Origin of the sequence: Streptomyces sp. NPDC048171 (genome assembly GCF_043202655.1) — a bacterium.
In the GTDB taxonomy this organism is placed as follows: domain Bacteria; phylum Actinomycetota; class Actinomycetes; order Streptomycetales; family Streptomycetaceae; genus Streptomyces.
On the sequence record NZ_JBIDAU010000006.1, the window covers coordinates 499,157 to 520,280 of the forward strand.

Here is a 21,124-nt window from a genome sequence, read left to right on the forward strand (position 1 = left end):
CCTTTCTTGGAGTAGGTGGCAATATCGCAGCAGCAGCGTCCCGGCAGCAGGCGCACGGCGGCCGCTCACGGCGCAGTGGTGGGCGCAGTGTGCCCCGAGGGGCGGACGGATCACAGCGGTACGCGCAGTGCCCCGTCGATGAGTTCGGCGGCCTCGGTCGTGCCCGCGCAGCCGCTGCGCACCAGGTGCTCGCGCACCGCGCGGAGCCGGTCGCGCAGGCGCTGGGACTCCATGCCCCGGGCCTGTTCGGCCATCTGCACGGCGGTGGCCACCGCCTTGTCGGCGTTGCCCTGGCGCAGCTCGATGGTGCTGAGCATGGCGAGCCGGTGCACCCGGCCGCGGTCGTGCGCCGGGTTGTCGACGGCCGCCGCGGCGTGTTCCCCGGCGGCCGCCAGCTCCCCGAGGCTCAACAGGGCCTCGGCGACCTGGACGTTGACCAGTCCGGGCTGGACATAGCCGGTCTCGTCGGGTTCGTAACCGCGCCGGATGCGCTCGGCGGCCTGCTCGGCCCGGCGGATGCAGGACAGCGCGCCGCTGCCGTCGCCGAGGTGCGCGTACGCCTTCGCCTGCATCGCGTAGAGGTCGGAGGCGAGCGCCGGGGTGATGTGGCGGCCCGCGGCGCGCAGGGCGGCCTCGGCGAAGGCGACGGCCTGCCGGTGCTCCCGCATGAACAGCGCCTGGTTGACCAGCAGCGCGATGACGTAGGCGCCGAGACCCTGGTCGCCGCTGGCCTTGGCGAGCCGCAGGGCCTGGTGGAAGTAGCGCTGCGCGAGGCCGTGCGCGTCGGAGTCGTACGCGCAGATCCCGGCGACCGCCACCAGGCCGCCGGTGGCCCGGTGCAGGTGGCGCCCGGTGGCGTCGGTGTAACCGCCGCGCAGCAGCGGCGCGGCCTCGGAGTTGAGGAAGCCGACGATGCGGGCGCGGGTCGCCATGCCGCCGGCCTTGCGGTACATCTGCTCGTAGTGGGCCCGCGCGCAGCGCAGCATCTCCAGGTCGGCGGCGGTCACCCGGTGCCGTCCGCCGCGGGAGACGTCGACGTCCTCGGGCGGGTTCTCCCACTCCCAGACCGGCATCACGGCGGGCGTGCCGGTGAGCGCGGGGGCGCCGAGGATGTGCGGGCGCTGCTGCTGGTCGGAGCGCCACAGGGCGGTGGCGCGCTCCACGAACCCGGAGAGCGAGCCGGTGTGCGGCGCGGCCGGTTCGCCGGGCACACCGAGACCGATGTCGTCGAGGGTGACGGGGCGGTGCAGGCGGGAGGCGAGGACCTCGCAGATCAGGTCGGGCACCTGGCCGCGCGGGCGCTGCCCCTTCAACCACCGTGCGACGGCGGTGTGTTCGTACCTCAGCGCCAGCCCGCGGGCGCGTCCCGCCTGGTTGACGTGCGCGGCCAGTCCCGCGTGCGAGATCCCGGCCTCGTCCAGGATCGCGTCGAGCAGGGTGTTGGGCTGCATGGGTGCCCCCCGGTGCCACGGTGACTGGGTGCCGACAGCGTAGTGTGCCGGGCTTCACACGGGGTGTGAACGGAGTACGCGCATCCGCAGCGTGTGCGCACTGTCGCGGAGAGTTCCGGGCGGCTTGACTGAGGGGCCTCGAAAGAGGCCGGCCGGGCCGCCGGCTCCCCCTCGTACAGTGCGGCGGCCCGTTTCCACGCCGTCCGCCCGGCTGCCTGCCCGACACTCCGTGGCGGGGCGGACGGCTCCGCCGGTTGTGCGGTGCGACTCAACGCCGTTCAGGGTGCGGGTGCGTTGTCGAGTGCGGGTGCACCGTGGCTGGTCGCGCAGTTCCCCGCGCCCCTTGAGGGACGTCACCTGAACGCCGCTGAGGGGCGCGGGGAACTGCGCGAGCGACCACGACGTACCCGCGGCCGCCGAACCGGCAGAAGCCCCCCGCCCCTTGGGCGCACCGCCTAACTGCGCAGCACCGCTCCGACCCGCTCGCCCGCGAGGGCGACCGCCGCGTCCCGCGCGGCCGACGCCTCGTCGACGGTGAGGGTCCGGTCCGCCGCGCGGAAGCGCAGCGCGTACGCGAGGGACTTGCGCCCCTCACCGAGCTGCTCCACGTTGTCGTAGACGTCGAACAGCCGGATGGACTCCAGCAGTTCACCGGCTCCGTCGCGCAGGGCGGCCTCGACCTCGGCGGCCGGGACGAACTCGTCGACGACCAGGGCCACGTCCTGCGTCGCCACCGGGAAGGTGGAGATGCCCGGTGCCTGCGGGGTGTCGTTCCCGGCCCGCGCCACGACGTCGAGGTCGAGCTCCGTCGCGCAGGTCCGCGCGGGCAGGCCGAGCGCCTTGAGCACCCGGGGGTGCAGCTCACCCGCGTGTCCGACGACCCGCTCCGCGCCGTCGACCGTGACGATCAGCTCGGCGCAGCGCCCGGGGTGCCACGGCCCGTACTGTCCCTTGCGGAGGATCAGCTCGGCGCCGGCCTCCCGGGCCACCAGGCGCCCCGCCTCGACGGCGTCGGCCCAGTCGGCCGGACGGCCCTTGCCCCACCAGCCGGCCTGCTCCCGCGCGCCGGTCAGCACGACCGCGACGTGCCGCGGCTGGTCGGGCAGCGCGGCGTTCAGTGCGGCGAGGTCGTCGTCGCCGGGCCGCCGGTCGACGGGCAGGTTGGCGGCGACCCGCCGCTCGTCGCGGGGGTGGAAGACCAGGCCGGTCTCGAAGAGCGCGAGGTCGTGCGAGCCCCGGCCGTCGTTGCGGCGCAGCGCGCCGAGCAGGCCCGGCAGCAGCGTGGTCCGCAGCGCGGGCTCCTCGTCGCTGAGCGGGTTGACCAGCTTGACGACGCGGCGGGCGGGGTCGTCGGCGTCCAGCCCGAGCTGGTCGAAGACCTGCTCGCTGACGAACGGGTAGTTCAGCGCCTCGACGTAGCCCGCGCCGGCCAGCGCCCGGCCGACCCGGCGATGCAGCCGCTGCCGGGAGGTCAGGCCGCGGCCCGCGGAGGGCCTGGGCAGGGTGGAGGGCAGGTTCTCGTAGCCCTCCAGCCGGATGACCTCTTCGGCCAGGTCGTTCGGGTCGGTCAGGTCGGGCCGCCAGGACGGGACGGTGACGATGAGTTCGTCCTGCCCGTACACGTCGCAGCCGACCTCCTGGAGGCGGCGCACGACGGTCTCGCGGCCGTACGTGACACCGGCGACCTGGTCGGGGTGGTCGGCGGGGACGCTGATGGTGTGCGGCGCGGAGGGGGCGCTGATCTCCGTGACGCCGGCCTCGGCGGTGCCGCCCGCGAGCAGCACCAGCAGGTCGACGGTGCGCTGCGCGGCAGCGGCGGCGGCCTGCGGGTCGACGCCGCGCTCGAAGCGGCGGGAGGCCTCGGAGGACAGCTTGTGCCGGCGGGCGGTGCGCGCGATGGACACCTGGTCGAAGTGGGCGGCCTCGATGACCACGTCACTCGTCGCGTCGCCGCCGTTCTCCGCGGCGTCGTGGTCCGCGATCTCGGTGTTGGCGCCGCCCATGACGCCGGCCAGGCCGATGGGGCCCCGGTCGTCGGTGATGACCAGGTCCTCGGCGTGCAGCTTCCGCTCGACGCCGTCGAGGGTGACGATCTTCTCGCCCTCCTCGGCCCGGCGCACGCCGATGGTGCCCTGGACCAGGCCCCGGTCGTAGGCGTGCAGGGGCTGGCCCAGCTCCATCATCACGTAGTTGGTGACGTCGACGGCCAGCGAGATCGGGCGCATGCCGACCTTCTGGAGGCGCCGCTGGAGCCAGATCGGGGAGCGCGCCTCGGCGCTGAGGCCGGTCACCGTGCGGGCGGTGAAGCGGTCGCAGCCGGTGGGGTCGGCGATCTTGACGGGGTAGCCGTAGGCGTTGGGGCCCGGCACGTCGATGAGGGCCGGGTCGCGCAGCGGCAGGCCGTAGGCGATGGCGGCCTCGCGGGCCACGCCGCGGATGGACAGGCAGTCGCCGCGGTTGGCGGTGACGGCGATGTCCAGCACCTCGTCGACCAGTTCCAGCAGCTCGATCGCGTCCTTGCCGACCTCGGTCTCCGGCGGCAGCACGATGATGCCGTGGCTGCCGTCGTCGCCCATGCCCAGCTCGTCGCCGGAGCAGATCATGCCGTGGGACGTCTTGCCGTAGGTCTTGCGGGCGCTGATCGAGAAGCCGCCGGGCAGGGTTGCGCCGGGCAGCACGACGACGACCTTGTCGCCGACGGCGAAGTTCCGGGCGCCGCAGACGATCTCCTGCGGCTCACCGGTGCCGTTGGCCTGTCCGACGTCGACGGTGCAGAAGCGGATCGGCTTCTTGAAGCCCTCCAGCTCCTCGATGGTCAGCACCTGGCCGACCACGAGGGGGCCCTTGAGGTCGGCGCCGAGGTGCTCGACGGTCTCGACCTCCAGACCGGCCGAAATCAGCTTGGCCTGCACGTCGCGGCCGGTCTCGGTGGCCGGCAGGTCGACGTACTCCCGCAGCCAGGAAAGCGGGACCCGCATCAGATCTCCATCCCGAACGGCCGGGTGAACCGGACGTCACCCTCGACCATGTCTCGCATGTCCTCGACGTTGTGGCGGAACATCAGCATCCGCTCGATGCCGAACCCGAAGGCGAAGCCGCTGTACTTCTCCGGGTCGATGCCGCAGGCGGTGAGCACCCGCGGGTTGACCATGCCGCAGCCGCCCAGCTCGATCCAGCCCTCGCTGGAGCAGGTGCGGCAGGGCCGGTCGGGGTTGCCGACGGACGCGCCCTTGCAGACGTAGCAGAGCATGTCCATCTCGGCGGACGGCTCGGTGAAGGGGAAGAAGTTCGGCCGCAGCCGGGTCTTCATCTCCGCGCCGAACAGCGACTGGACCATGTGGTCCAGGGTGCCCTTGAGGTCCGCCATGGTCAGGCCCTCGTCGACGGCGAGCAGCTCGACCTGGTGGAAGACGGGGGTGTGCGTGGCGTCCAGCTCGTCGGTGCGGTACACCCGGCCGGGGCAGATCACGTAGACCGGCAGCTCGCGGTCGAGCGCGGAGCGGATCTGCACGGGCGAGGTGTGGGTGCGCAGCACGACGCCGGACTCGGTGCCGCCGTCCGGGCCCTCGACGAAGAAGGTGTCGGCCTCGCCGCGGGCCGGGTGGTCCGGGCCGATGTTGAGGGCGTCGAAGTTGAACCACTCGGCCTCGGCCTCGGGGCCCTCGGCGACCTCGTAGCCCATGGCCACGAAGACGTCCTCGATGCGCTCGGAGAGCGTGGTGAGCGGGTGGCGGGCGCCGGCCGGCACGCGGTCGTGGGGCAGCGTGACGTCCACGGCCTCCTCGACCAGCACGCGGGCGTCGCGCTCGGCCTCCAGCTCCGCCTGGCGGGCGGCCAGCGCCTTGTTGACCGCGCCGCGGGCCATGCCGACGCGCTTGCCCGCGTCGGCCTTGGCCTGCGGGGGCAGGGCGCCGATCTCGCGGTTGGCGAGCGCCAGCGGAGAGGCCCCGCCGGTGTGGGCGACCTTGGCCTCCTGGAGCGCGTCGAGGGAGCTCGCTGCGGCGAAGGCGGCGAGCGCCTCGTCCCGCATGCGCTCGATCTCTTCCGGTTTCAACGCCTCGACCTCGACAGGGTCGTACGACTTATTCGGTGCCGACATCTCTTCCCGTGCTTCCGATTGGCTGGCTGGAACGCCCCGTCTACGGTCCGGAGACGGGGCTGGGACGCTTCGTCTGCGGAACTGGACGCAAAGGTGCCAAAGACCGAGTCTAACGGGGCTGTGGAACGCGGATTACGCCCGTGGGGTCGTAGGCCGTCTCAGGTGCCGCTCAGGTGAGATACGCCGGTGCCGCCACGGGCAACGTAAATCGGAACTCGGCGCCGCCGCCGGGGGCGCGGCCGACCGTGATGGTGCCGCCGTGGGCCTCGACGATGCCCTTGACGATGTACAGCCCGAGGCCGGTGCCACCGCGCTTGCTGCCCCGCCAGAAGCGGGTGAAGACGCGGTTCATGGACTCCTCCGGGATGCCGGCCCCTTCGTCGCTCACCGTGACCGACGTGCCGGTGTCCTCCCCTTCGCGGGGGGACGCCGTGGGCGTGATGTCAATGGTGACGGTTCCCTCGCCGTGCCGCACGGCATTTTCCAGCAGGTTGCTCAGCACCTGGTCGACCTTGTCGGGGTCGGCCCACAGGTCGGGCAGCGGCCGGCCGAGGCGGAGCAGGAAACGGTCGGCCTCCTGGCCGGAGGCGACGTACGCCTGGATGTGCCGGCCGACGGCGGCGCCGATGTCGACGGGCTGGCGGCGGACCTCCAGCCGGCCCGAGTCGATCCGCGAGATGTCCAGCAGCTCGGCGATGAGCCGGGTGACCCGGTCCGCGTCGGCGTCGACGGTCTCCAGCATCAGCCGCTTCTGGTCGTCGGTGAACCGCTCCCACTTGGCCAGCAGCGTCGCCGTGAAACCCTTGACGGAGGTGAGGGGCGAGCGCAGTTCGTGGGCGACGGTGGCGATCAGCTCGGCGTGGCTGCGTTCGGTGCGACGGCGGGCCTCGGTGTCACGCAGGGTGACGACGACCCGGTGGACGGGGCCGAGCCGCTCGACGCGGACGTAGCGGGCGGAGACGAGGACCTCCCGGCCGCCGGGGAGCAGGAGGTTGCGCTCGGGCTGGCCGGCGCGGATGGCGAGGCCGCCGTAGGGGTCGGTGAGCTGCCACCAGCGCCGGCCCTCCAGGTCCTCGAGGGGCAGTGCCTTCTCCAGCGGCCGGCCGAGGGCTTCGGCGGCCGGGACGGCGGTGATGCGGGCGGCGGCGGCGTTGAAGCAGACCACGCGGCCGCGCTCGTCGGCGACGACCAGGCCGTCGGGCAGCTGGTCCGGGTCCAGGCCGAGGCCGGCGAGATCACCGGGGGTGCGGGGCGCGGGCGGACGCGGCGCTCCCCGGGCTCCCGGCGCGCTGCTCGTGCCGACACTCATCCCCGTATCCCACCTCTCAGCCGCGCGGGGGCCCTGGGCAGGTCACCCTACTAGGCGTTGGTGACGGAGCGGCACCCTCCGGCGGCGCGCTGTGCACGCGCCGACGCGTAGAGACATACGGCGGCGGCGGTCGCCAGGTTCAGACTCTCGGCCTTCCCGTGGATCGGGACGCGCAGGACGGCGTCGGCGAGGCCGCGGGTCTCCTCGGGGAGCCCCCAGGCCTCGTTGCCGAACACCCAGGCGGTGGGGCCGCCCATGGTGCCGGCGTCCAGCTCGGCGTCGAGGTCCTGCTCCCCCGCGCCGTCGGCGGCGACCACCCGGACCCCGGCGTCCCGCAGCCCGGCCACGGCCCGCTCGACGGGGACGCCGACGGCGACCGGCAGGTGGAACAGGGATCCGACGGAGGCGCGTACGGCCTTGGGGTTGTACAGGTCGACGGAGGCGTCGGTGAGGACGACGGCCTCGGCGCCGGCGGCGTCGGCGCAGCGCAGCACCGTGCCCGCGTTGCCGGGGTCGCGGACGTGCGCGAGGACGGCGACCAGCCGGGGGCGGGCGGCGAGGATCTCGTCGAAGGGGGTGTCGATGAACCGGCAGACCCCGACCAGGCCCTGCGGGGTGACGGTGGTGGAGATGTCCTCGATGACCTGCTCGGCGGCGAGGTGCACGCGCACACCGGCCTCGCGTGCGGCCCCGATGATGTCGGCGTACCGCTCGGCGGCCTCGACGGTGGCGAACAGCTCGATCAGCGTGTCGTCGTACCCGGCGGCCTCCCGCACGGCCTGCGGCCCCTCGGCCAGGAACAGCCGCTCCTTGCCCCGAAAGTTCCGCTTCCCCAGCCGCCGCGCGGCCAGGACACGGGGAGAACGGGGGGAGATCAGCTCGGGGCTGACAGGACGCACTCTTGCTCACCTTCACATCTGAATCGTCGTGGACTGCACCGCGCCCTGAGGGGCGCGGGGAACTGCGCGACCAGCCACGACGCACCCGCAGCAGACAACGAACCGGACAACGGCAATCGAAGGGACCCGCAGACCGAAGCCTGCGGGTCCCTTCGACTACGGCTCAAGCCGGCGCAGCGTCACGCAGCCTTGGGCGCGTTCACGTCGCTCGGCAGCGCCTTCTGCGCAACCTCGACCAGCGCGGCGAAGGCACCGGCGTCGTTGACGGCCAGCTCGGCGAGGATCTTGCGGTCAACCTCGACGTTGGCGGCCTTCAGGCCCTGGATGAAGCGGTTGTACGTGATGCCGTTGGCGCGGGCAGCGGCGTTGATGCGCTGGATCCACAGCTGGCGGAAGTCACCCTTGCGCTTCTTGCGGTCGTTGTAGTTGTAGACCAGCGAGTGGGTGACCTGCTCCTTGGCCTTGCGGTACAGGCGCGAACGCTGACCGCGGTAGCCGGAGGCCTGCTCGAGGATCGCCCGGCGCTTCTTGTGGGCGTTGACTGCCCGCTTGACGCGTGCCACTTGTTAACTCCTTGTAGCGGGGCCGCGGTGAGACTCACGCGACCCGGTATCGATGGGGTCCCGGTTGTGCCGTACGGCGCTCAGTGGCGCCCGTACGTCACTTGCCGAGAAGCTTCTTGATCTTCGCGGCGTCGCCCGGGGCCATCTCGGCGTTGCCGGTCAGGCGGCGCGTCACGCGGGACGACTTGTGCTCGAGCAGGTGGCGCTTGCCGGCGCGCTCACGGAGCACCTTGCCGGAGCCGGTGATCTTGAAGCGCTTGCTGGCACCGCTGTGCGACTTGTTCTTCGGCATAGCGCCGTTCTCTCCTCGTCGGTGGCACTCCGGTGCCCGGTCGTGAAACCGGGCACGGTGGAGCGTCGCTTGTTTCGGTTGGTCCTGGGGACTCGCGTCCCCCGGGGTCACGCCTCGGCGGGTTCCTGCGCGGGAGCCTCGGCATCCTCGACGTCGTCGGCCTCCGCGGCGTTCTGCGACTTGCCGGGGTTGGCCTTCGCGTCCGCCTTGCGCGCTTCCTGCGCCTGGCGGGCCTCGGCCATCGCCTCGGTCTTCTTCTTGTGCGGACCGAGAACCATGATCATGTTTCGGCCGTCCTGCTTCGGATTCGACTCCACGAAGCCGAGGTCCTGGACGTCCTCCGCGAGACGCTGCAGCAGTCGGTAGCCCAGCTCGGGGCGGGACTGCTCGCGGCCGCGGAACATGATCGTGATCTTGACCTTGTCGCCCTGCTTGAGGAACCGGACGACGTGACCCTTCTTGGTGTCATAGTCGTGCGGGTCGATCTTCGGCCGGAGCTTCATCTCCTTGATGACCGTGTGCGCCTGGTTCTTGCGCGCCTCACGGGCCTTCATGGCCGACTCGTACTTGAACTTCCCGTAGTCCATGAGCTTGCAGACAGGCGGACGGGCGTTCGCCGCGACCTCGACGAGGTCGAGGTCGTACTCCTGCGCAAGCTCCAGGGCCTTGGCAAGCGGAACAATCCCGACCTGCTCGCCGCTGGGACCGACAAGTCGCACCTCGGGAACGCGAATCCGGTCGTTGATGCGGGGCTCGGCGCTGATGGATCCTCCTCGGTAGCACCACGCGACGGTCTGGCAAACAGCCGCGTAACGTCTGTGTTCGATAGACCTAACCGCGCCGACGCAGAAAAAATGCCCCGGACGATCACAGGCGGGGCTCCTCGAACTACCGGAGCACCGCCGCGATGACCGCGGGGCGCGATTTCGGGCCGGTCGCCGCCGCAGGGACGGGACCGCCTGACCGGTGACCCGCCGTCCGGAGGACGGCCAGGTGGGAGATCGGAGCCTCCACTTGTGGGCCGGATCCGCTGCCGTGGGCGTGCGTGTCCGACCGGTCGTTACACAAGGTTAGCAGCTCGGCGAGGGAAGGGCTAACCGAGACCGAGTGGGGCCGGATCGCCCGCTGCGCCTATCGTGTGCGGCATGAGTGACACCCCGCCTGAGACGCCCGACTTCGACGCCATGACCCGCGACATCGCGGAGGTCCCCGCGGTCGAGGTGATCGTGACGGTCGCCGTCAACCTGATGAGCGCCGCCGCCGTGAAGCTGGGGCTGACCGAGGAGGGCGAGGCGCACAAGGACCTGGACGAGGCCCGCAAGCTGGTGCACGCGCTGGCCGGCCTGCTCGACGCGACGGCGACCGAGATCAGCTCCTTCCACGCGGCGCCGCTGCGGGACGGCCTGAAGTCGCTCCAGCTGGCCTTCCGCGAGGCCTCGCTCGTCCCGGACGAGCCGGGCCAGGGTCCGGGCGAGAAGTACACGGGGCCCGTCTACCGCTGACCCTGCCCCTCCCGCACGTACAAGGGCTCGCCCGGCGGCGTCGCCCCGGCCGGCAGCAGTGCCAGGTCGAGGCCGCGCACCAGGCGGGCCCTCAGCGTCTCGTCGGCGGCCAGCCGCTCGGCGACGGCGCGGGCCGCCTTCGCCGGGTCGCCCTCACCCGGATCCAGGACCAGCGCCAGCGTGCCGTCGGCCCGGCCCCGCCCGAGGTGCGCCCGGAGCACGGCCGGCTGCGCGGCGAGGACGGCCCGTACGGCGTCGCCGACGGCCGGATCGGCGAGCGGGTCGGTTGTCGTACGCCCCTCGGCCAGCGCCAGCAGCACCGCTCCGGTCAGTTCGAACGGCACCGGTCCGGCCAGATCGAGGACGACCGTGTCCGCCTTCTCGTGCGCGGCCGCCTGCAGCGCCTGGTGCACGGGTACGGCGACGGGGCGGGCCTCCGGGTCCCAGCGGGCGAGCGACGCGGTGGACGTGAAGGCGGGCAGCGCGGTCCGGCCGCCGGCCTTCAGCGTGGGCACCGCCATGTCACTGCTCTTCTCCCGGCGCAGCCCGTGCTCGCCCTCCTCCACCTCACCGAGCACGGCCACGACGGGCACCAGCAGCCGGGCACCCTTGAGCGCCTCCAGCACCGGCGGCAGAGCGGTCCGGTCCTCGGCCCAGGCGGCGAGCGCGGCATCGAGCCGGGGATCGGCGGAGCCGTCGTCGTCGGAGTAACCGGAGTCGGGAATGTTCTTGTTCGCCACGGTCCCCGACCCTAGTTCAGGACGTAGGCAGCGCATTGCGGACCCCCGATGGGGCGGGAAGGCGTCGGTGAAAAGCGATGGAGGCGGTCGTGGAGCGGGACGCGTCGTTGGCCGGTGTCATGGGGGTGGTGGGTGTGGGGGACGGTGTCGAGGTTGCGGTGGCGGGGTTTGATCCGGAGGCCGGGGTGGGGGCGGCGTACGGGGCGGGAGGCTTCGAGACGGCGAGCGTCGTCAAGGTCGGCATTCTGGCGGCGCTGCTGCTGCGGGCGGGGGACGCGGGGCGCGGGCTGACCGTCGCCGAGCGGGCGCATGCCGCCGCGATGGTCGTGAGGAGTGACAACGACTCGGCTTCGGCGCTGTGGCGGGCGATCGGCGGGGCGCGGGGGCTGGACGCGGCGAACGAGCGGTTCGGGCTGACGGGGACCGCGGGCGGCGAGGGGACGCTGTGGGGGCTGACGCGGACGACGGCCGTTGACCAGGTCGCGCTGCTGCGGCAGTTGTTCGTCGCGGACGGTTCCGAGCTGAGCGCGGACGCGCGGGCGTACGTGACCGGGTTGATGGGGCGGATCGCGGACGGTCAGCGGTGGGGGGTGTCGGCGGCGGCCGACGGTTCCGCGTGGGCGCTGAAGAACGGCTGGCTGCGGCGGAGCACCACCGGGCTGTGGGTCGTCAACAGCGTCGGACGGGTCTCCTCGGGCGGGCACGGTCGGCTGGTGGCGGTCATGTCGCGGGGCAGCGCGACCCTGGCGGAGGGGATCGCGCTGGTCGAGCGGGCGGCCCGGGCGGTGGTGTCCGTCCTCGCCGCGGAGGGTGACGGGATTGGCCGGGCGGAGCGGGATCAGAAGTCGTCGTAGCGTTCGCGGCGGCCGCGCCACAGGACCACGGAGGCGACCACGAGGACGCCGCCCGCGCCGCCGGCCAGCGGGGCCGCCCAGGCGGAGGTGGAGTCGTCGGAGTCGGCGGTGTCGGGGCCGGAGCCGAAGTACTCGTCGCCGTAGGCCGCCGAGTTCAGGCCCTCCGGCTTCAGCCGTCCGGCCGCCTCGATCGCGGCGGCGGGGTCGACGAAGCCGAAGCCGCGGGAGTCGTCGCGGCCCTCGGCGGGGGCGTTGCGGGCGGTGTCCTCCAGCAGGGCCTTGACCTGGGCCGGGCCGAGATCCGGATGGGCCGCCTTCACCAGGGCGGCGGCGCCGGAGACGAAGGCCGATGCGGCGCTGGTGCCCCAGCCCTCGTAGTACCGGTGGTCGGGGTCGGCGATGATCACGTCGACGCCGGGCGCGCTGACCGTGGCGTACCAGCGGCGCGTGGAGAAGGAGGCGCGGGTGCCGTAGCGGTCGACGGCGGTGGCGGCGATGACGCCCGGATAGGCGGCCGGGTAGGAGACGTGGTCGCCCTTCTCGCCGCCGTTGCCGGCCGAGGCGACGACGATCACGCCCTTCTTCAGGGCGTACTGGATGGCCTCGTCCTCGGCGGGTTCGGGGTGCGCGGAGGCGGAGTCGTCGCCGAGGGAGAGGTTGATGATGTCGGCGCCGTTGTCGGCGGCCCAGCGGATGCCCTCGGCGAGGGCGTTGCCGCGGGTCTTGCGGGCCTTGGCGCGGGAGGCGTCGCCGTCCTCCAGGATCACGCGCAGGGGCATGATCTTGGCCTCCGGAGCGATGCCCATGACGCCGTCGGCGTTGCCGGCGCCGTGGCCGTGCCCGGCGATGATCCCGGCCATCGCGGTGCCGTGCCTGGCCCAGGCGCGGTCGCCCTCGCTCGCGCCGAAGCCGACCAGGTCCTTGCCGGTGACGACGTTGCCGGCCAGGTCGGGGTGGTCGGCCTCCACGCCCGTGTCCAGGACGGCGACGGTGACGCCCGCGCCCTTGGTGGTGCGCCAGGCGTCCTGGGTGTGCATCGCGTCCAGGGCCCACTGCTGGGCGCGGATGCCGTCGGCGTGTGCGGCGGGGGCGGGGACGAGCACGAGGGCGCCCGCCAGCAGGAGGCTCAGGGCGGTGCCTGCCCGGCGGGTGCGGTGGGTGTTCACCCGGGGTGCGTTCACGACGGGTGCTCCGTGGCCTGGCCCACGTTCTTGCGCAGGGCGCGTTCGACGCGGTCGGCGAGGCCCTTCGCCTCGTGGCCGAGGCCGGCCTGGGCGGGGGCGGACGTGGCGCCGGACTCCATGGCCTCCTCGGCGGGCTGGGGGTCGTCGACGGTGCGGGTGTCGGCCCAGCCGGAGACGGCGTAGACGACAACGGGGGCGTCGGTGAGGACGGAGACGGTCCAGGCGGCCCGCTGCGGGGCGCCGAACCCGGCGGCGACGGTGTCCTTCGCGGCGTAGGGCAGCGGCATCAGGTCGTCGCGGCCGCCCAGGCCCTCCTTCTCGAACCGCTTCGCCAGTGAGGTCATGGCGGCGGTGTCGGCCTTGGTGAACAGCATGCCGACGGTGGTCACATGGCTCCGGGTGGCATCGGTGTACGTGGCGCGCAGCAGGCGCCGGCAGCCGACCGGGTCCAGCACCTTGGCGAGCAGCCGGTCGAAGGCGGCGGCGCAGTCACCGTCCGGTGCGACCGCGACCCGCGTCCAGGTGCGGTCGGCGCCACCGGGACCGGCGCCCTGGCCGCGCACGGTGGGCGGGAACAGCTGGTCGACCGGCACGCTGTGCCACAGGTCCCCGGCCTCGGTGAACGCGCTGCGCGCGCCGCCGTCCCCGGAGTCCCCGGCGAGCCAGCTGCCGGTGGCCGCTCCGGTGAGGAGCCCCACGCCGAGCACGAGACAGACGGCGGCGGCGAGGGCCTGCGGCCGCAGCCGGCCGCCGAGCGGGCGGGGCCGGGCGAGCCCGTCGTACCCCTCGGGCCGCCCGAACGACACCCGCGGCCGCCCGTCGCCGGGCACCACCGGGGCGCTCCAGGAGAACGCGGGGTCGGGACCCGGGTCGCGGCCCGCCACCGGCTCGGGCGGCACGGGCCGCAGCCGCCGGGTCGTCTCGGAGGGGGTCTCCTCGGGGACACTGGTCCGCCGGGCCGGCGGCCGGGACGCCCCGGCTCCCCGAAGGGCCTCGCCCGCACCGGGACCGTGCGCCGTGGGCCCCACCGGACCGCGAGGCCGGTCCTGGGGCGCGGGAACGTCTCGTGGGGGCGAGCCCGGCACGGCGCCCGGGGGGCGTGCGGTGAGCGCGTCCGGGCGCGCGGCGGGCGTCGCCGGGCGCGTCACGCCTGGAGCCGGGGCATCGCCGCCGACGGTGGGCGGGGCGTCGGGAAAGCGGGCGGAGGCGTGTGGCGCGGCTTCCCGCCCGACGGACGGCGGAGCATCCGGGAACCGGGCCGAAGCACGCGGCTCGGCCTCCCGCCCGACGGACGGCGGAGCATCCGGAAACCGGGCCGAAGCACGCGGCGGGGGTACGTCCTGTCCCTGTTCGCCGCGTGGGCGGTGTTCGCCGCGTGGGCGGTGTTCGCCGCGTGGGCGGTCGTCGAGGCGGAGGCGCGGGTACGGGCGCGGGGTCTTCGGGGGCGCCTCCGGGGACGGCGAAGGCTCCCGGCCCGGGGTCTCGCCGCTCGCCGGGAGGGCCGCTCCGGCGCCGGTGTCCCGGGGCGGGGCCTGCGGGCGCTGCCCGGGGACGAGGTCCGACGTGCCCGCCGCACTCCGACCGGCTCCCCCCGTGTCCGGGTCGTACGACGCCGGTGTCCCGGCGGGGCGGGGCGGGGTGGCGGGGCGCGGCGGGTTCTGCGGGTGTGCCGCGGCGCCCGTGAGGTCGGCGGTGCCGGAACCGGACGCGGTGACCGACGCGGCCCCGACGCCGCCCGCGACCGCTCCGGAACGCGGGGGCGACGCGGGACGCGGTGGCGCGGCGGGACGGGAAGGAGCGCCGGGGTTCCGGGAGGCGTCGGCCGGAGCGGGTTCCGTCGCGGGACGCGGTGGGTACTGCGGCCGGGCCGGGGCGACGGTGCCCGAGCCGGACGTCGTGGGCGACGGAGTCCAGGGGTCCCCGGCGGAGTCCTGTTCGTCGCGGCCCGATGGTGGCGGGTGTTCCTCCGGTGGGGCGGTGGGACGGGGCGGATGGGAGGCGCGGCGCGCTTCCGTGCTCATGCACCCCCCGTTTCTCGGGCCCGGGCCGTTCTCCGACGCGGGCCGGTGATGTCTCCTGCCCCGGCCCGGTGCGGACCGATCCGTCCCGGGCACGCATACCCGCACGGGAGGACCGCCATCCCGGCGCGAGCCCGGGGGCCCGGCCGCCCGGGGTCGTTCCGCCGTGCGTGCGCGTCACTCTACGGCGTGACCCCGCCCGGCGGGGAACCAGTCCGCACGCCCGTGGCATTGGCCCGGAACGTCCCCCTACCCTGCGGTAATCCTGTCTGGCAGGCTGCGGGCATGACTGCGCGCGCCGCCGACCGGGCCCGTTACGACCGGGCCACCGCCCATCTGGACGCCCCCGTGGCCATCGTCGACCTGGAGGCGTTCGACGCCAACGCGGACGATTTGGTCCGCCGGGCCGGCGGCAAGCCGGTCCGGGTGGCCAGCAAGTCCGTACGCTGCCGTGCCCTGCTGGAACGCGCCCTGGCCAGGGACGGTTTCGCGGGCCTCATGTCGTACACACTGGCCGAGTCGCTGTGGCTGGCCCGCTCCGGCTTCGAGGACGTGCTGCTCGCCTACCCGTCGGCGGACCGCACCGGATACGCCGAGCTGACCGCCGACCCGAAGCTCGCCTCCGCGGTGACCGTGATGGTCGACGACCCGGCACAGCTGGACCTCATCGACGGGGCACGCGACGGCGGGCGCGAAGTCGTGCGGGTCTGCCTGGAGTTGGACACCTCGCTGCGGCTGCTCGGCGGCCGGGTGCGGGTCGGCGCCCGCCGTTCCCCGCTGCACTCCCCCGCCGAGGTGGCCGACCTGGCGCGGGCGGTGGCCCGCCGCAAGGGGTTCGAGGTCGTCGGTGTCATGGCGTACGAGGGCCATGTCGCCGGGGTCGGGGACGCGGTGGCCGGGCGGCCGCTGCGGTCGCGTGCGGTGCGGCTGATGCAGGCCGCCGCCCGCCGGGAACTCGCCGAGCGCCGCGCCGCGGTGGTGCGGGCCGTGCGGGCTGTGGTGCCGGGTCTGGAGTTCGTCAACGGCGGCGGCACGGGCAGCGTGCAGCACACGGCGGCCGAGGAGGCGGTCACGGAGATCGCCGCCGGGTCCGGCCTGTACGTGCCGCGCCTGTTCGACAACTACACCTCGTTCACCGGGCGTCCGGCGGCACTGTTCGCGCAGCCCGTCGTACGGCGGCCCGGCGTCGGGGTCGTGACCGTGCTGGGCGGCGGCTATCCGGCCTCCGGCGCGGCCGGCGCCGACCGGCTGCCGGTGCCGTACCTGCCCGAGGGGCTGCGCTACGACCCCCAGGAGGGCCCCGGCGAAGTGCAGACGCCGCTGCTCGGTTCGCCCGCCGACGACCTGCTGATCGGCGACAAGGTGTGGTTCCGGCACGCCAAGGCCGGTGAGCTGTGCGAGCGGTTCGACACGCTGCACCTGGTGGAGGGGGACGCGGTCACGGCGACGGTCCCGACGTACCGGGGCGAGGGGCACACCTTCCTCTAGGCCCCGACCAGGCCCCGACGCGCCGTCGCGCGGTCAGTCCGTCGGGCCGATGCCGCTGCCCACTCCGCCGCCCGTGTCCGCGTCGCCGATGGGCCGGATGCCCTTGGTGATCCGGTCCATGTCGGCGAGCGGCGGCCCGTCCTCGCCCGCGTCGAAGACGTAGCGGACGAGGATCGGGGACTCGGTGCCGACGGTGGAGGGGAACACCAGCGACTGCACGTAGCCGCCGGGCCCCTTGGCCGTCTGCACCCGCCAGCGCACGTAGTAGCCCGCCCGTCCGGCGACCGCGACCTGCCCGGACGCCACCTCCTCGTGCGACTCGATGCCGCCGAACGGCTTGTTGCCGACCAGGTCGCGGTCGTACGCGTCGTCGGCGGCGTCCTCGATGTCCTGCCGGGCGAGGGTCTTCGGGGAGGACTCGGCGTTCGACGTGACGGTGCGGGAGACGACCATTCCGTGCCGGCACACGCCGCCGTCCGCCGGGCAGTCGTAGGTGCCGTCCGTGGTCATCATGACGTCGTCCTCGGCGACGTGCTCGGGCAGGACCCAGCCGTCCGGCAGCGGGAAGGTGACGCCGTTGAGCTGGTCCTCGACCACGGCGGGGTCGGCCGCGGAGGGTCCGGAGGGGGCGGGCGACGGCTCCTCGGTCACCGGCGCGGGGTCGGTGGCGGTCGGGGTGACGGGCGGGGCCTGCGTCTCGGGACCGCCCCCGTCGTCCTCGCCCAGGACGAACACACCGGTGACGATCGCGGCGACCAGCACGGCCGCGGCGACGGTGATGGCGACGGCCTTCCCCCGTCCGGTGCCGCCCTGCTCCCCCTGTCCACCGCCCGCGAACAGCGGCACGGTCGACGGCTGGCCGGGCTGCGCCGGGGCCGCCGGGTGCTGGGCCGCGCCGTACCCGGTGGCCGCGGGTGCGCCGTACCCGGGGGTCGCGGGTGCGCCGTACCCGGTGTCCCCCGGTGCTCCGTACCCGGTGGCTCCCGGTGCGCGCCGGTGCTCGGTCCAGGCCGTGCCGTCCCACCAGCGTTCCTGGTGGGCGGCCGACGGGTCGCGGTACCAGCCGGGCGGCGGCGTCATGCTCATTCCGGCACTGTAGGACGCCGCGCGCGGTGATCTACAGCGGTGTGACGTACGCCCCGGAAATCCCGCCGTCCACCAGGAAGTCGGTGGCGTTCACGAAGGAGGAGTCGTCGCTGGCCAGGAAGGCGACGGCGGCGGCGATCTCGTCGGCCTCGGCGAACCGCCCGACCGGAATGTGCACCAGGCGGCGGGCGGCCCGCTCCGGGTCCTTGGCGAACAGCTCCTGGAGGAGCGGGGTGTTGACCGGGCCCGGGCAGAGCGCGTTGACGCGGATGCCCTCCCGGGCGAACTGCACGCCCAGTTCGCGGGACATGGCGAGGACGCCGCCCTTGGACGCCGTGTACGAGATCTGGGAGGTGGCCGCGCCCATCCGCGCCACGAAGGACGCGGTGTTGATGATGGACCCCCGGCCCTGGCGCCGCATGTAGGGGATGGCGGCCTTGCAGCACAGGTAGACGGAGGTGAGGTTGACCTCCTGGACGCGCTTCCACGCCTCCAGGCCGGTCTCCAGGATCGAGTCGTCGTCCGGCGGTGAGATGCCGGCGTTGTTGAACGCGACATCGACGCTGCCGTAGGTGTCGTACGCGGTACCGAACAACGCGTCGACCTGCTCGGGGTCGGTGACGTCGACCATGACGAAGGTCCCGCCGACCTCCTCGGCCGCGGCCCTGCCCCGGGTCTCGTCGACGTCGCCGCAGACGACGTTCGCGCCCTCGGACGCGAGCCGGCGGACGGTCGCGAGGCCGATGCCGCTGCCCGCTCCGGTGACGACGGCGGTACGGCCGTCAAGCCTGCGGCAGACGATCTCTTCGCTCACTGTGCGGGGCCCTCCGTGCTCGACGAGGCGGTGCTGATGAAGACGTTCTTGGTCTCGGTGAACGCGGTCAGCGCGTCCGGGCCGAGTTCGCGCCCGAGCCCGGACTGCTTGAAGCCGCCGAACGGTGTCCAGTAGCGGACGCTGGCATGGGAGTTGACGGACAGGTTCCCGGCGCGGACCGCGGCCGAGACGCGCAGGGCGCGGCCGACGTCCCGCGTCCACAGTGAGCCGGACAGGCCGTAGTCCGTGGCGTTGGCCAGGCGGACCGCGTCGGCCTCGTCCTCGAAGGGCAGCACGACGGCCACGGGCCCGAAGACCTCCTCGACGGCCACCCGCGCGGCCGGGTCGGCGCCGGTGAGGACGGTGGGCGGGAACCAGAAGCCGGGGCCGCCCTCGGGGGCCTTGCCGCGGATGCCGTCGGCGCCGTCGGGGACGTAGGAGCGGACGCGCTCCAGTTGGGCGCGGGAGATGAGGGGGCCCATGTCGGTGCTCTCGTCGGCCGGGTCGCCGACCCGGACGGAGTCGATCGCCGGGGCCAGCAGGGCGAGGAAGCGGTCGTACACCGGTCGCTGGACGAGGATGCGGGTGCGGGCGCAGCAGTCCTGGCCGGAGTTGTCGAGGAAGGACATGGGTGTGGCGGCCGCGGCGGCCTCCACGTCGGCGTCGGCGAAGACGATGTTGGGGCTCTTGCCGCCGAGTTCGAGGGTGACGGGCTTGAGGAGCGCGGCCCCCTTGGCGGCCACCCGCCGGCCCACGGCCGTGGACCCGGTGAAGACGATCTTCGCCACGCCGGGGTGCTCCACCAGCGCGTCGCCCGCGACCGGCCCGTGTCCGGGCAGCACCTGGAACAGCCCCTCGGGCAGTCCCGCGTCCAGGGCGAGTTCGGCGAGCCGCAGCGCGGTCAGCGGGGTCGTCTCGGCGGGCTTGAGGAGGACCGCGTTGCCCGCCGCGAGCGCCGGTGCCGTGCCCCAGGCGGCGATCGGCATCGGGAAGTTCCAGGGGGCGATGACGCCGACGACGCCAAGCGGTTCGAGGATCGTCACGTCCAGGCCGCCGGGCACCGGGATCTGGCGTCCGGTGAGCCGCTCCACTCCCCCGGCGGCGTAGTCGAGCAGGTCGCGGACGTTGCCGGCCTCCCAGCGGGCGTTGCCGATGGTGTGCCCGGCCTCGCGGACCTCCAGTCGGGCCAGTTCCTCCAGGTGCTCGTCGACGGTGGCGGCGAAGCGGCGCAGCAGCCGGGCCCGGTCGCCGGGGGCGAGGGCGGCCCAGGCGGTCTGCGCCCGGGCGGCCCGTACGACGGCGGCGTCGATGTCGGCCGCGGAGGCGGCGGGGACGGTGGCGACGAGCTCTTCGGTGGCGGGGTTCAGCACCCGCAGTACGTCGGGCGGTTCGGTGGACGGACCGGACGGGTCGGGCAGGTCGGACAACGGGTGCCTCACATGCGTTCGAAGGAGCGGCGCAGTTCCCAGTCCGTGACGACGGCGTCGTAGGCGTCGGTCTCGACGCGCGCCATGTTGCGGTAGTGGGCGACGACCTCGTCCCCGAAGGCGGCCTTGGCGAGGGCGCTGTTCTCCCACAGCTCGGCGGCCTCGCGCAGGGTGGTGGGGACGTGGGCGTAGTCGGCGGTGTATGCGTTGCCCGCGCAGGGTTCGGGCAGCTCAAGGCGCTGTTCGAGGCCGTGCAGTCCGGCCGCCATCATGCCCGCCACCGCCAGGTACGGGTTGACGTCGCCGCCGGGCAGCCGGTTCTCGAAGCGGAGGGAGGGGCCGTGGCCGACGACGCGCAGGGCGCAGGTGCGGTTGTCGTGTCCCCAGGCGACCGCGGTCGGCGCGAAGGAGCCGGGCTGGAAGCGCTTGTAGGAGTTGATGTGGGGGGCGTAGAGGAGGGAGAACTCGCGCAGGGCCACGAGCTGTCCGGCGAGGAAGTGCCGCATGACCTCGGACATGCCGCCCTCCTGGTCCCCGGCCATGACGGCGGCGCCGTCCTCGTCGGCGAGGGAGAGATGGATGTGGCAGGAGTTGCCCTCGCGCTCGTTGTACTTGGCCATGAAGGTGAGGGACATGCCCTCCTGGGCGGCGATCTCCTTGGCGCCCGTCTTGTAGACCGCGTGCTGGTCGCAGGTGACCAGGGCGTCGTCGTAGCGGAAGACGATCTCGTGCTGGCCGGGGTTGCACTCGCCCTTGGCGGACTCGACGGTGAGCCCGGCGCCCGCCATCTCGTTGCGGATGCGGCGCAGCAGGGGTTCGACGCGGCCGGTGCCGAGCACCGAGTAGTCGATGTTGTACTGGTTGGCCGGGGTCAGGCCGCGGTAGTTCGCGTCCCAGGCCTGTTCGTAGGTGTCCCGGAAGACGATGAACTCCAGCTCGGTGCCGGCCCGCGCGGTCAGGCCGTGACCGGCGAGGCGTTCGAGCTGGCGGCGCAGGATCTGGCGGGGCGCGGCGAGCACCGGGGTGCCGTCCTCCCAGGCCAGGTCGGCGACGACCATCGCGGTGCCCTCGTTCCAGGGCAGGCGGCGCAGGGTGGCCGGGTCGGCGTGCATGGCGAAGTCGCCGTAGCCGCGGTCCCAGGAGGACATCGCGTAGCCGTCCACGGTGTTCATGTCGGCGTCGACGGCGAGGAGGTAGTTGCAGCCCTCGGTGCCGTGTTCCAGGACCTCGTCGAGGAAGAAGCGGGCCGCGAACCGCTTGCCCTGGAGGCGGCCCTGCATGTCGGGGAAGGCCAGGACGACGGTGTCGATGTCACCGGCGGCGACGAGGGCGTGCAGTGCCTCGACCCCGAGCGGGGGTGTGCGGTCTGGCACGGGGAGAGCCTCCTTTGGCCGGGAG

The 21,124-nt window shown here is 73.8% G+C and carries 18 protein-coding genes; 3 read left to right on the plus strand and 15 right to left on the minus strand.

What is annotated here, in order from left to right:
- Window positions 1-110: 110 nt before the first annotated feature.
- From ACGF3J_RS19770 to infC, 8 genes are all read right to left on the minus strand, one after another.
- The gene (locus ACGF3J_RS19770) at window positions 111-1,451 is read right to left on the minus strand and encodes a transcriptional regulator (protein ID WP_161329209.1); all 1,341 of its coding nucleotides are present in this window, start codon (window positions 1,449-1,451) and stop codon (window positions 111-113) included.
- Between the two features lie 455 nt (window positions 1,452-1,906).
- On the minus strand, window positions 1,907-4,429 hold the full coding sequence (gene pheT / locus ACGF3J_RS19775; protein ID WP_393854415.1) for a phenylalanine--tRNA ligase subunit beta: 2,523 nt from the start codon (window positions 4,427-4,429) through the stop codon (window positions 1,907-1,909).
- Window positions 4,429-5,550 carry a phenylalanine--tRNA ligase subunit alpha gene (gene pheS, locus ACGF3J_RS19780; RefSeq protein ID WP_161327586.1) on the minus strand — a complete coding sequence of 374 codons (1,122 nt, stop codon included), beginning with the start codon at window positions 5,548-5,550 and terminating at the stop codon, window positions 4,429-4,431. The genes pheT and pheS overlap by 1 nt, the downstream gene beginning before the upstream one ends.
- Window positions 5,551-5,719: 169 nt before the next feature.
- Window positions 5,720-6,859 carry an ATP-binding protein gene (locus ACGF3J_RS19785; protein WP_161327587.1) on the minus strand — a complete coding sequence of 380 codons (1,140 nt, stop codon included), beginning with the start codon at window positions 6,857-6,859 and terminating at the stop codon, window positions 5,720-5,722.
- 50 nt (window positions 6,860-6,909) lie between these two features.
- Window positions 6,910-7,758 carry an RNA methyltransferase gene (locus tag ACGF3J_RS19790; RefSeq protein ID WP_161327588.1) on the minus strand — a complete coding sequence of 283 codons (849 nt, stop codon included), beginning with the start codon at window positions 7,756-7,758 and terminating at the stop codon, window positions 6,910-6,912.
- Window positions 7,759-7,937: 179 nt separating this feature from the next.
- Window positions 7,938-8,321 carry a 50S ribosomal protein L20 gene (gene rplT / locus ACGF3J_RS19795; RefSeq protein WP_004002577.1) on the minus strand — a complete coding sequence of 128 codons (384 nt, stop codon included), beginning with the start codon at window positions 8,319-8,321 and terminating at the stop codon, window positions 7,938-7,940.
- A gap of 97 nt (window positions 8,322-8,418) precedes the next feature.
- Window positions 8,419-8,613: a 50S ribosomal protein L35 gene (gene rpmI / locus ACGF3J_RS19800; protein ID WP_003977225.1), complete on the minus strand. Its 195-nt coding sequence runs from the start codon at window positions 8,611-8,613 to the stop codon at window positions 8,419-8,421.
- Between the two features lie 107 nt (window positions 8,614-8,720).
- The gene (gene infC / locus ACGF3J_RS19805; protein ID WP_107420387.1) at window positions 8,721-9,377 is read right to left on the minus strand and encodes a translation initiation factor IF-3; all 657 of its coding nucleotides are present in this window, start codon (window positions 9,375-9,377) and stop codon (window positions 8,721-8,723) included.
- A 381-nt stretch (window positions 9,378-9,758) separates the two neighbouring features.
- On the opposite strand from infC, the gene ACGF3J_RS19810 reads away from it, so the two are divergent.
- The gene (locus tag ACGF3J_RS19810) at window positions 9,759-10,115 is read left to right on the plus strand and encodes a DUF1844 domain-containing protein (protein WP_125493101.1); all 357 of its coding nucleotides are present in this window, start codon (window positions 9,759-9,761) and stop codon (window positions 10,113-10,115) included.
- Here the strand turns inward: ACGF3J_RS19810 and ACGF3J_RS19815 are convergent.
- Window positions 10,106-10,855 (minus strand): SseB family protein, encoded by a 750-nt coding sequence (locus ACGF3J_RS19815; protein ID WP_161327589.1) that lies wholly within the window; start codon window positions 10,853-10,855, stop codon window positions 10,106-10,108. The genes ACGF3J_RS19810 and ACGF3J_RS19815 overlap by 10 nt on opposite strands.
- Before the next feature lie 77 nt (window positions 10,856-10,932).
- Between ACGF3J_RS19815 and ACGF3J_RS19820 the strand changes: the two genes are divergently transcribed.
- A complete protein-coding gene (locus ACGF3J_RS19820; protein WP_393854416.1) occupies window positions 10,933-11,709 on the plus strand; it encodes a serine hydrolase in 777 nt (258 codons plus the stop codon).
- On the opposite strand, the gene mycP is transcribed toward ACGF3J_RS19820, so the two are convergent.
- The gene (gene mycP / locus ACGF3J_RS19825) at window positions 11,694-12,890 is read right to left on the minus strand and encodes a type VII secretion-associated serine protease mycosin (protein WP_346345950.1); all 1,197 of its coding nucleotides are present in this window, start codon (window positions 12,888-12,890) and stop codon (window positions 11,694-11,696) included. The genes ACGF3J_RS19820 and mycP overlap by 16 nt on opposite strands.
- Window positions 12,887-13,792 carry a hypothetical protein gene (locus tag ACGF3J_RS19830; RefSeq protein WP_393854417.1) on the minus strand — a complete coding sequence of 302 codons (906 nt, stop codon included), beginning with the start codon at window positions 13,790-13,792 and terminating at the stop codon, window positions 12,887-12,889. The genes mycP and ACGF3J_RS19830 overlap by 4 nt, the downstream gene beginning before the upstream one ends.
- 1,404 nt (window positions 13,793-15,196) lie before the next feature.
- Here ACGF3J_RS19830 and ACGF3J_RS19835 point away from each other — a divergent pair.
- On the plus strand, window positions 15,197-16,399 hold the full coding sequence (locus ACGF3J_RS19835) for an amino acid deaminase/aldolase (RefSeq protein ID WP_161327276.1): 1,203 nt from the start codon (window positions 15,197-15,199) through the stop codon (window positions 16,397-16,399).
- A gap of 33 nt (window positions 16,400-16,432) precedes the next feature.
- Here ACGF3J_RS19835 and ACGF3J_RS19840 read toward each other — a convergent pair whose 3' ends face one another.
- Genes ACGF3J_RS19840 through ACGF3J_RS19855 form a run of 4 tightly spaced genes read right to left on the minus strand, consistent with a single transcriptional unit; the run spans window position 16,433 to window position 21,099 of the window.
- Window positions 16,433-17,479 carry a DUF2510 domain-containing protein gene (locus ACGF3J_RS19840; RefSeq protein ID WP_161327277.1) on the minus strand — a complete coding sequence of 349 codons (1,047 nt, stop codon included), beginning with the start codon at window positions 17,477-17,479 and terminating at the stop codon, window positions 16,433-16,435.
- Between the two features lie 37 nt (window positions 17,480-17,516).
- Window positions 17,517-18,299: a 3-oxoacyl-ACP reductase gene (locus ACGF3J_RS19845; RefSeq protein WP_393854418.1), complete on the minus strand. Its 783-nt coding sequence runs from the start codon at window positions 18,297-18,299 to the stop codon at window positions 17,517-17,519.
- Window positions 18,296-19,726 carry an aldehyde dehydrogenase family protein gene (locus tag ACGF3J_RS19850; RefSeq protein ID WP_393854419.1) on the minus strand — a complete coding sequence of 477 codons (1,431 nt, stop codon included), beginning with the start codon at window positions 19,724-19,726 and terminating at the stop codon, window positions 18,296-18,298. The genes ACGF3J_RS19845 and ACGF3J_RS19850 overlap by 4 nt, the downstream gene beginning before the upstream one ends.
- 8 nt (window positions 19,727-19,734) lie before the next feature.
- Window positions 19,735-21,099: a glutamine synthetase family protein gene (locus tag ACGF3J_RS19855; protein WP_161327523.1), complete on the minus strand. Its 1,365-nt coding sequence runs from the start codon at window positions 21,097-21,099 to the stop codon at window positions 19,735-19,737.
- Window positions 21,100-21,124 lie beyond the last annotated feature (25 nt).

Coding starts and splice junctions, on each gene's coding strand:
- ACGF3J_RS19810 (WP_125493101.1), top strand. CDS start 9,759: ATGAGTGACACCCCGCCTGAGACGCCCGACTTCGACGCCATGACCCGC.
- pheS (WP_161327586.1), bottom strand. CDS start 5,550: ATGTCGGCACCGAATAAGTCGTACGACCCTGTCGAGGTCGAGGCGTTG.
- ACGF3J_RS19770 (WP_161329209.1), bottom strand. CDS start 1,451: ATGCAGCCCAACACCCTGCTCGACGCGATCCTGGACGAGGCCGGGATC.
- pheT (WP_393854415.1), bottom strand. CDS start 4,429: ATGCGGGTCCCGCTTTCCTGGCTGCGGGAGTACGTCGACCTGCCGGCC.
- ACGF3J_RS19820 (WP_393854416.1), top strand. CDS start 10,933: ATGGAGGCGGTCGTGGAGCGGGACGCGTCGTTGGCCGGTGTCATGGGG.
- rpmI (WP_003977225.1), bottom strand. CDS start 8,613: ATGCCGAAGAACAAGTCGCACAGCGGTGCCAGCAAGCGCTTCAAGATC.
- ACGF3J_RS19840 (WP_161327277.1), bottom strand. CDS start 17,479: ATGACGCCGCCGCCCGGCTGGTACCGCGACCCGTCGGCCGCCCACCAG.
- ACGF3J_RS19835 (WP_161327276.1), top strand. CDS start 15,197: ATGACTGCGCGCGCCGCCGACCGGGCCCGTTACGACCGGGCCACCGCC.
- ACGF3J_RS19785 (WP_161327587.1), bottom strand. CDS start 6,859: ATGAGTGTCGGCACGAGCAGCGCGCCGGGAGCCCGGGGAGCGCCGCGT.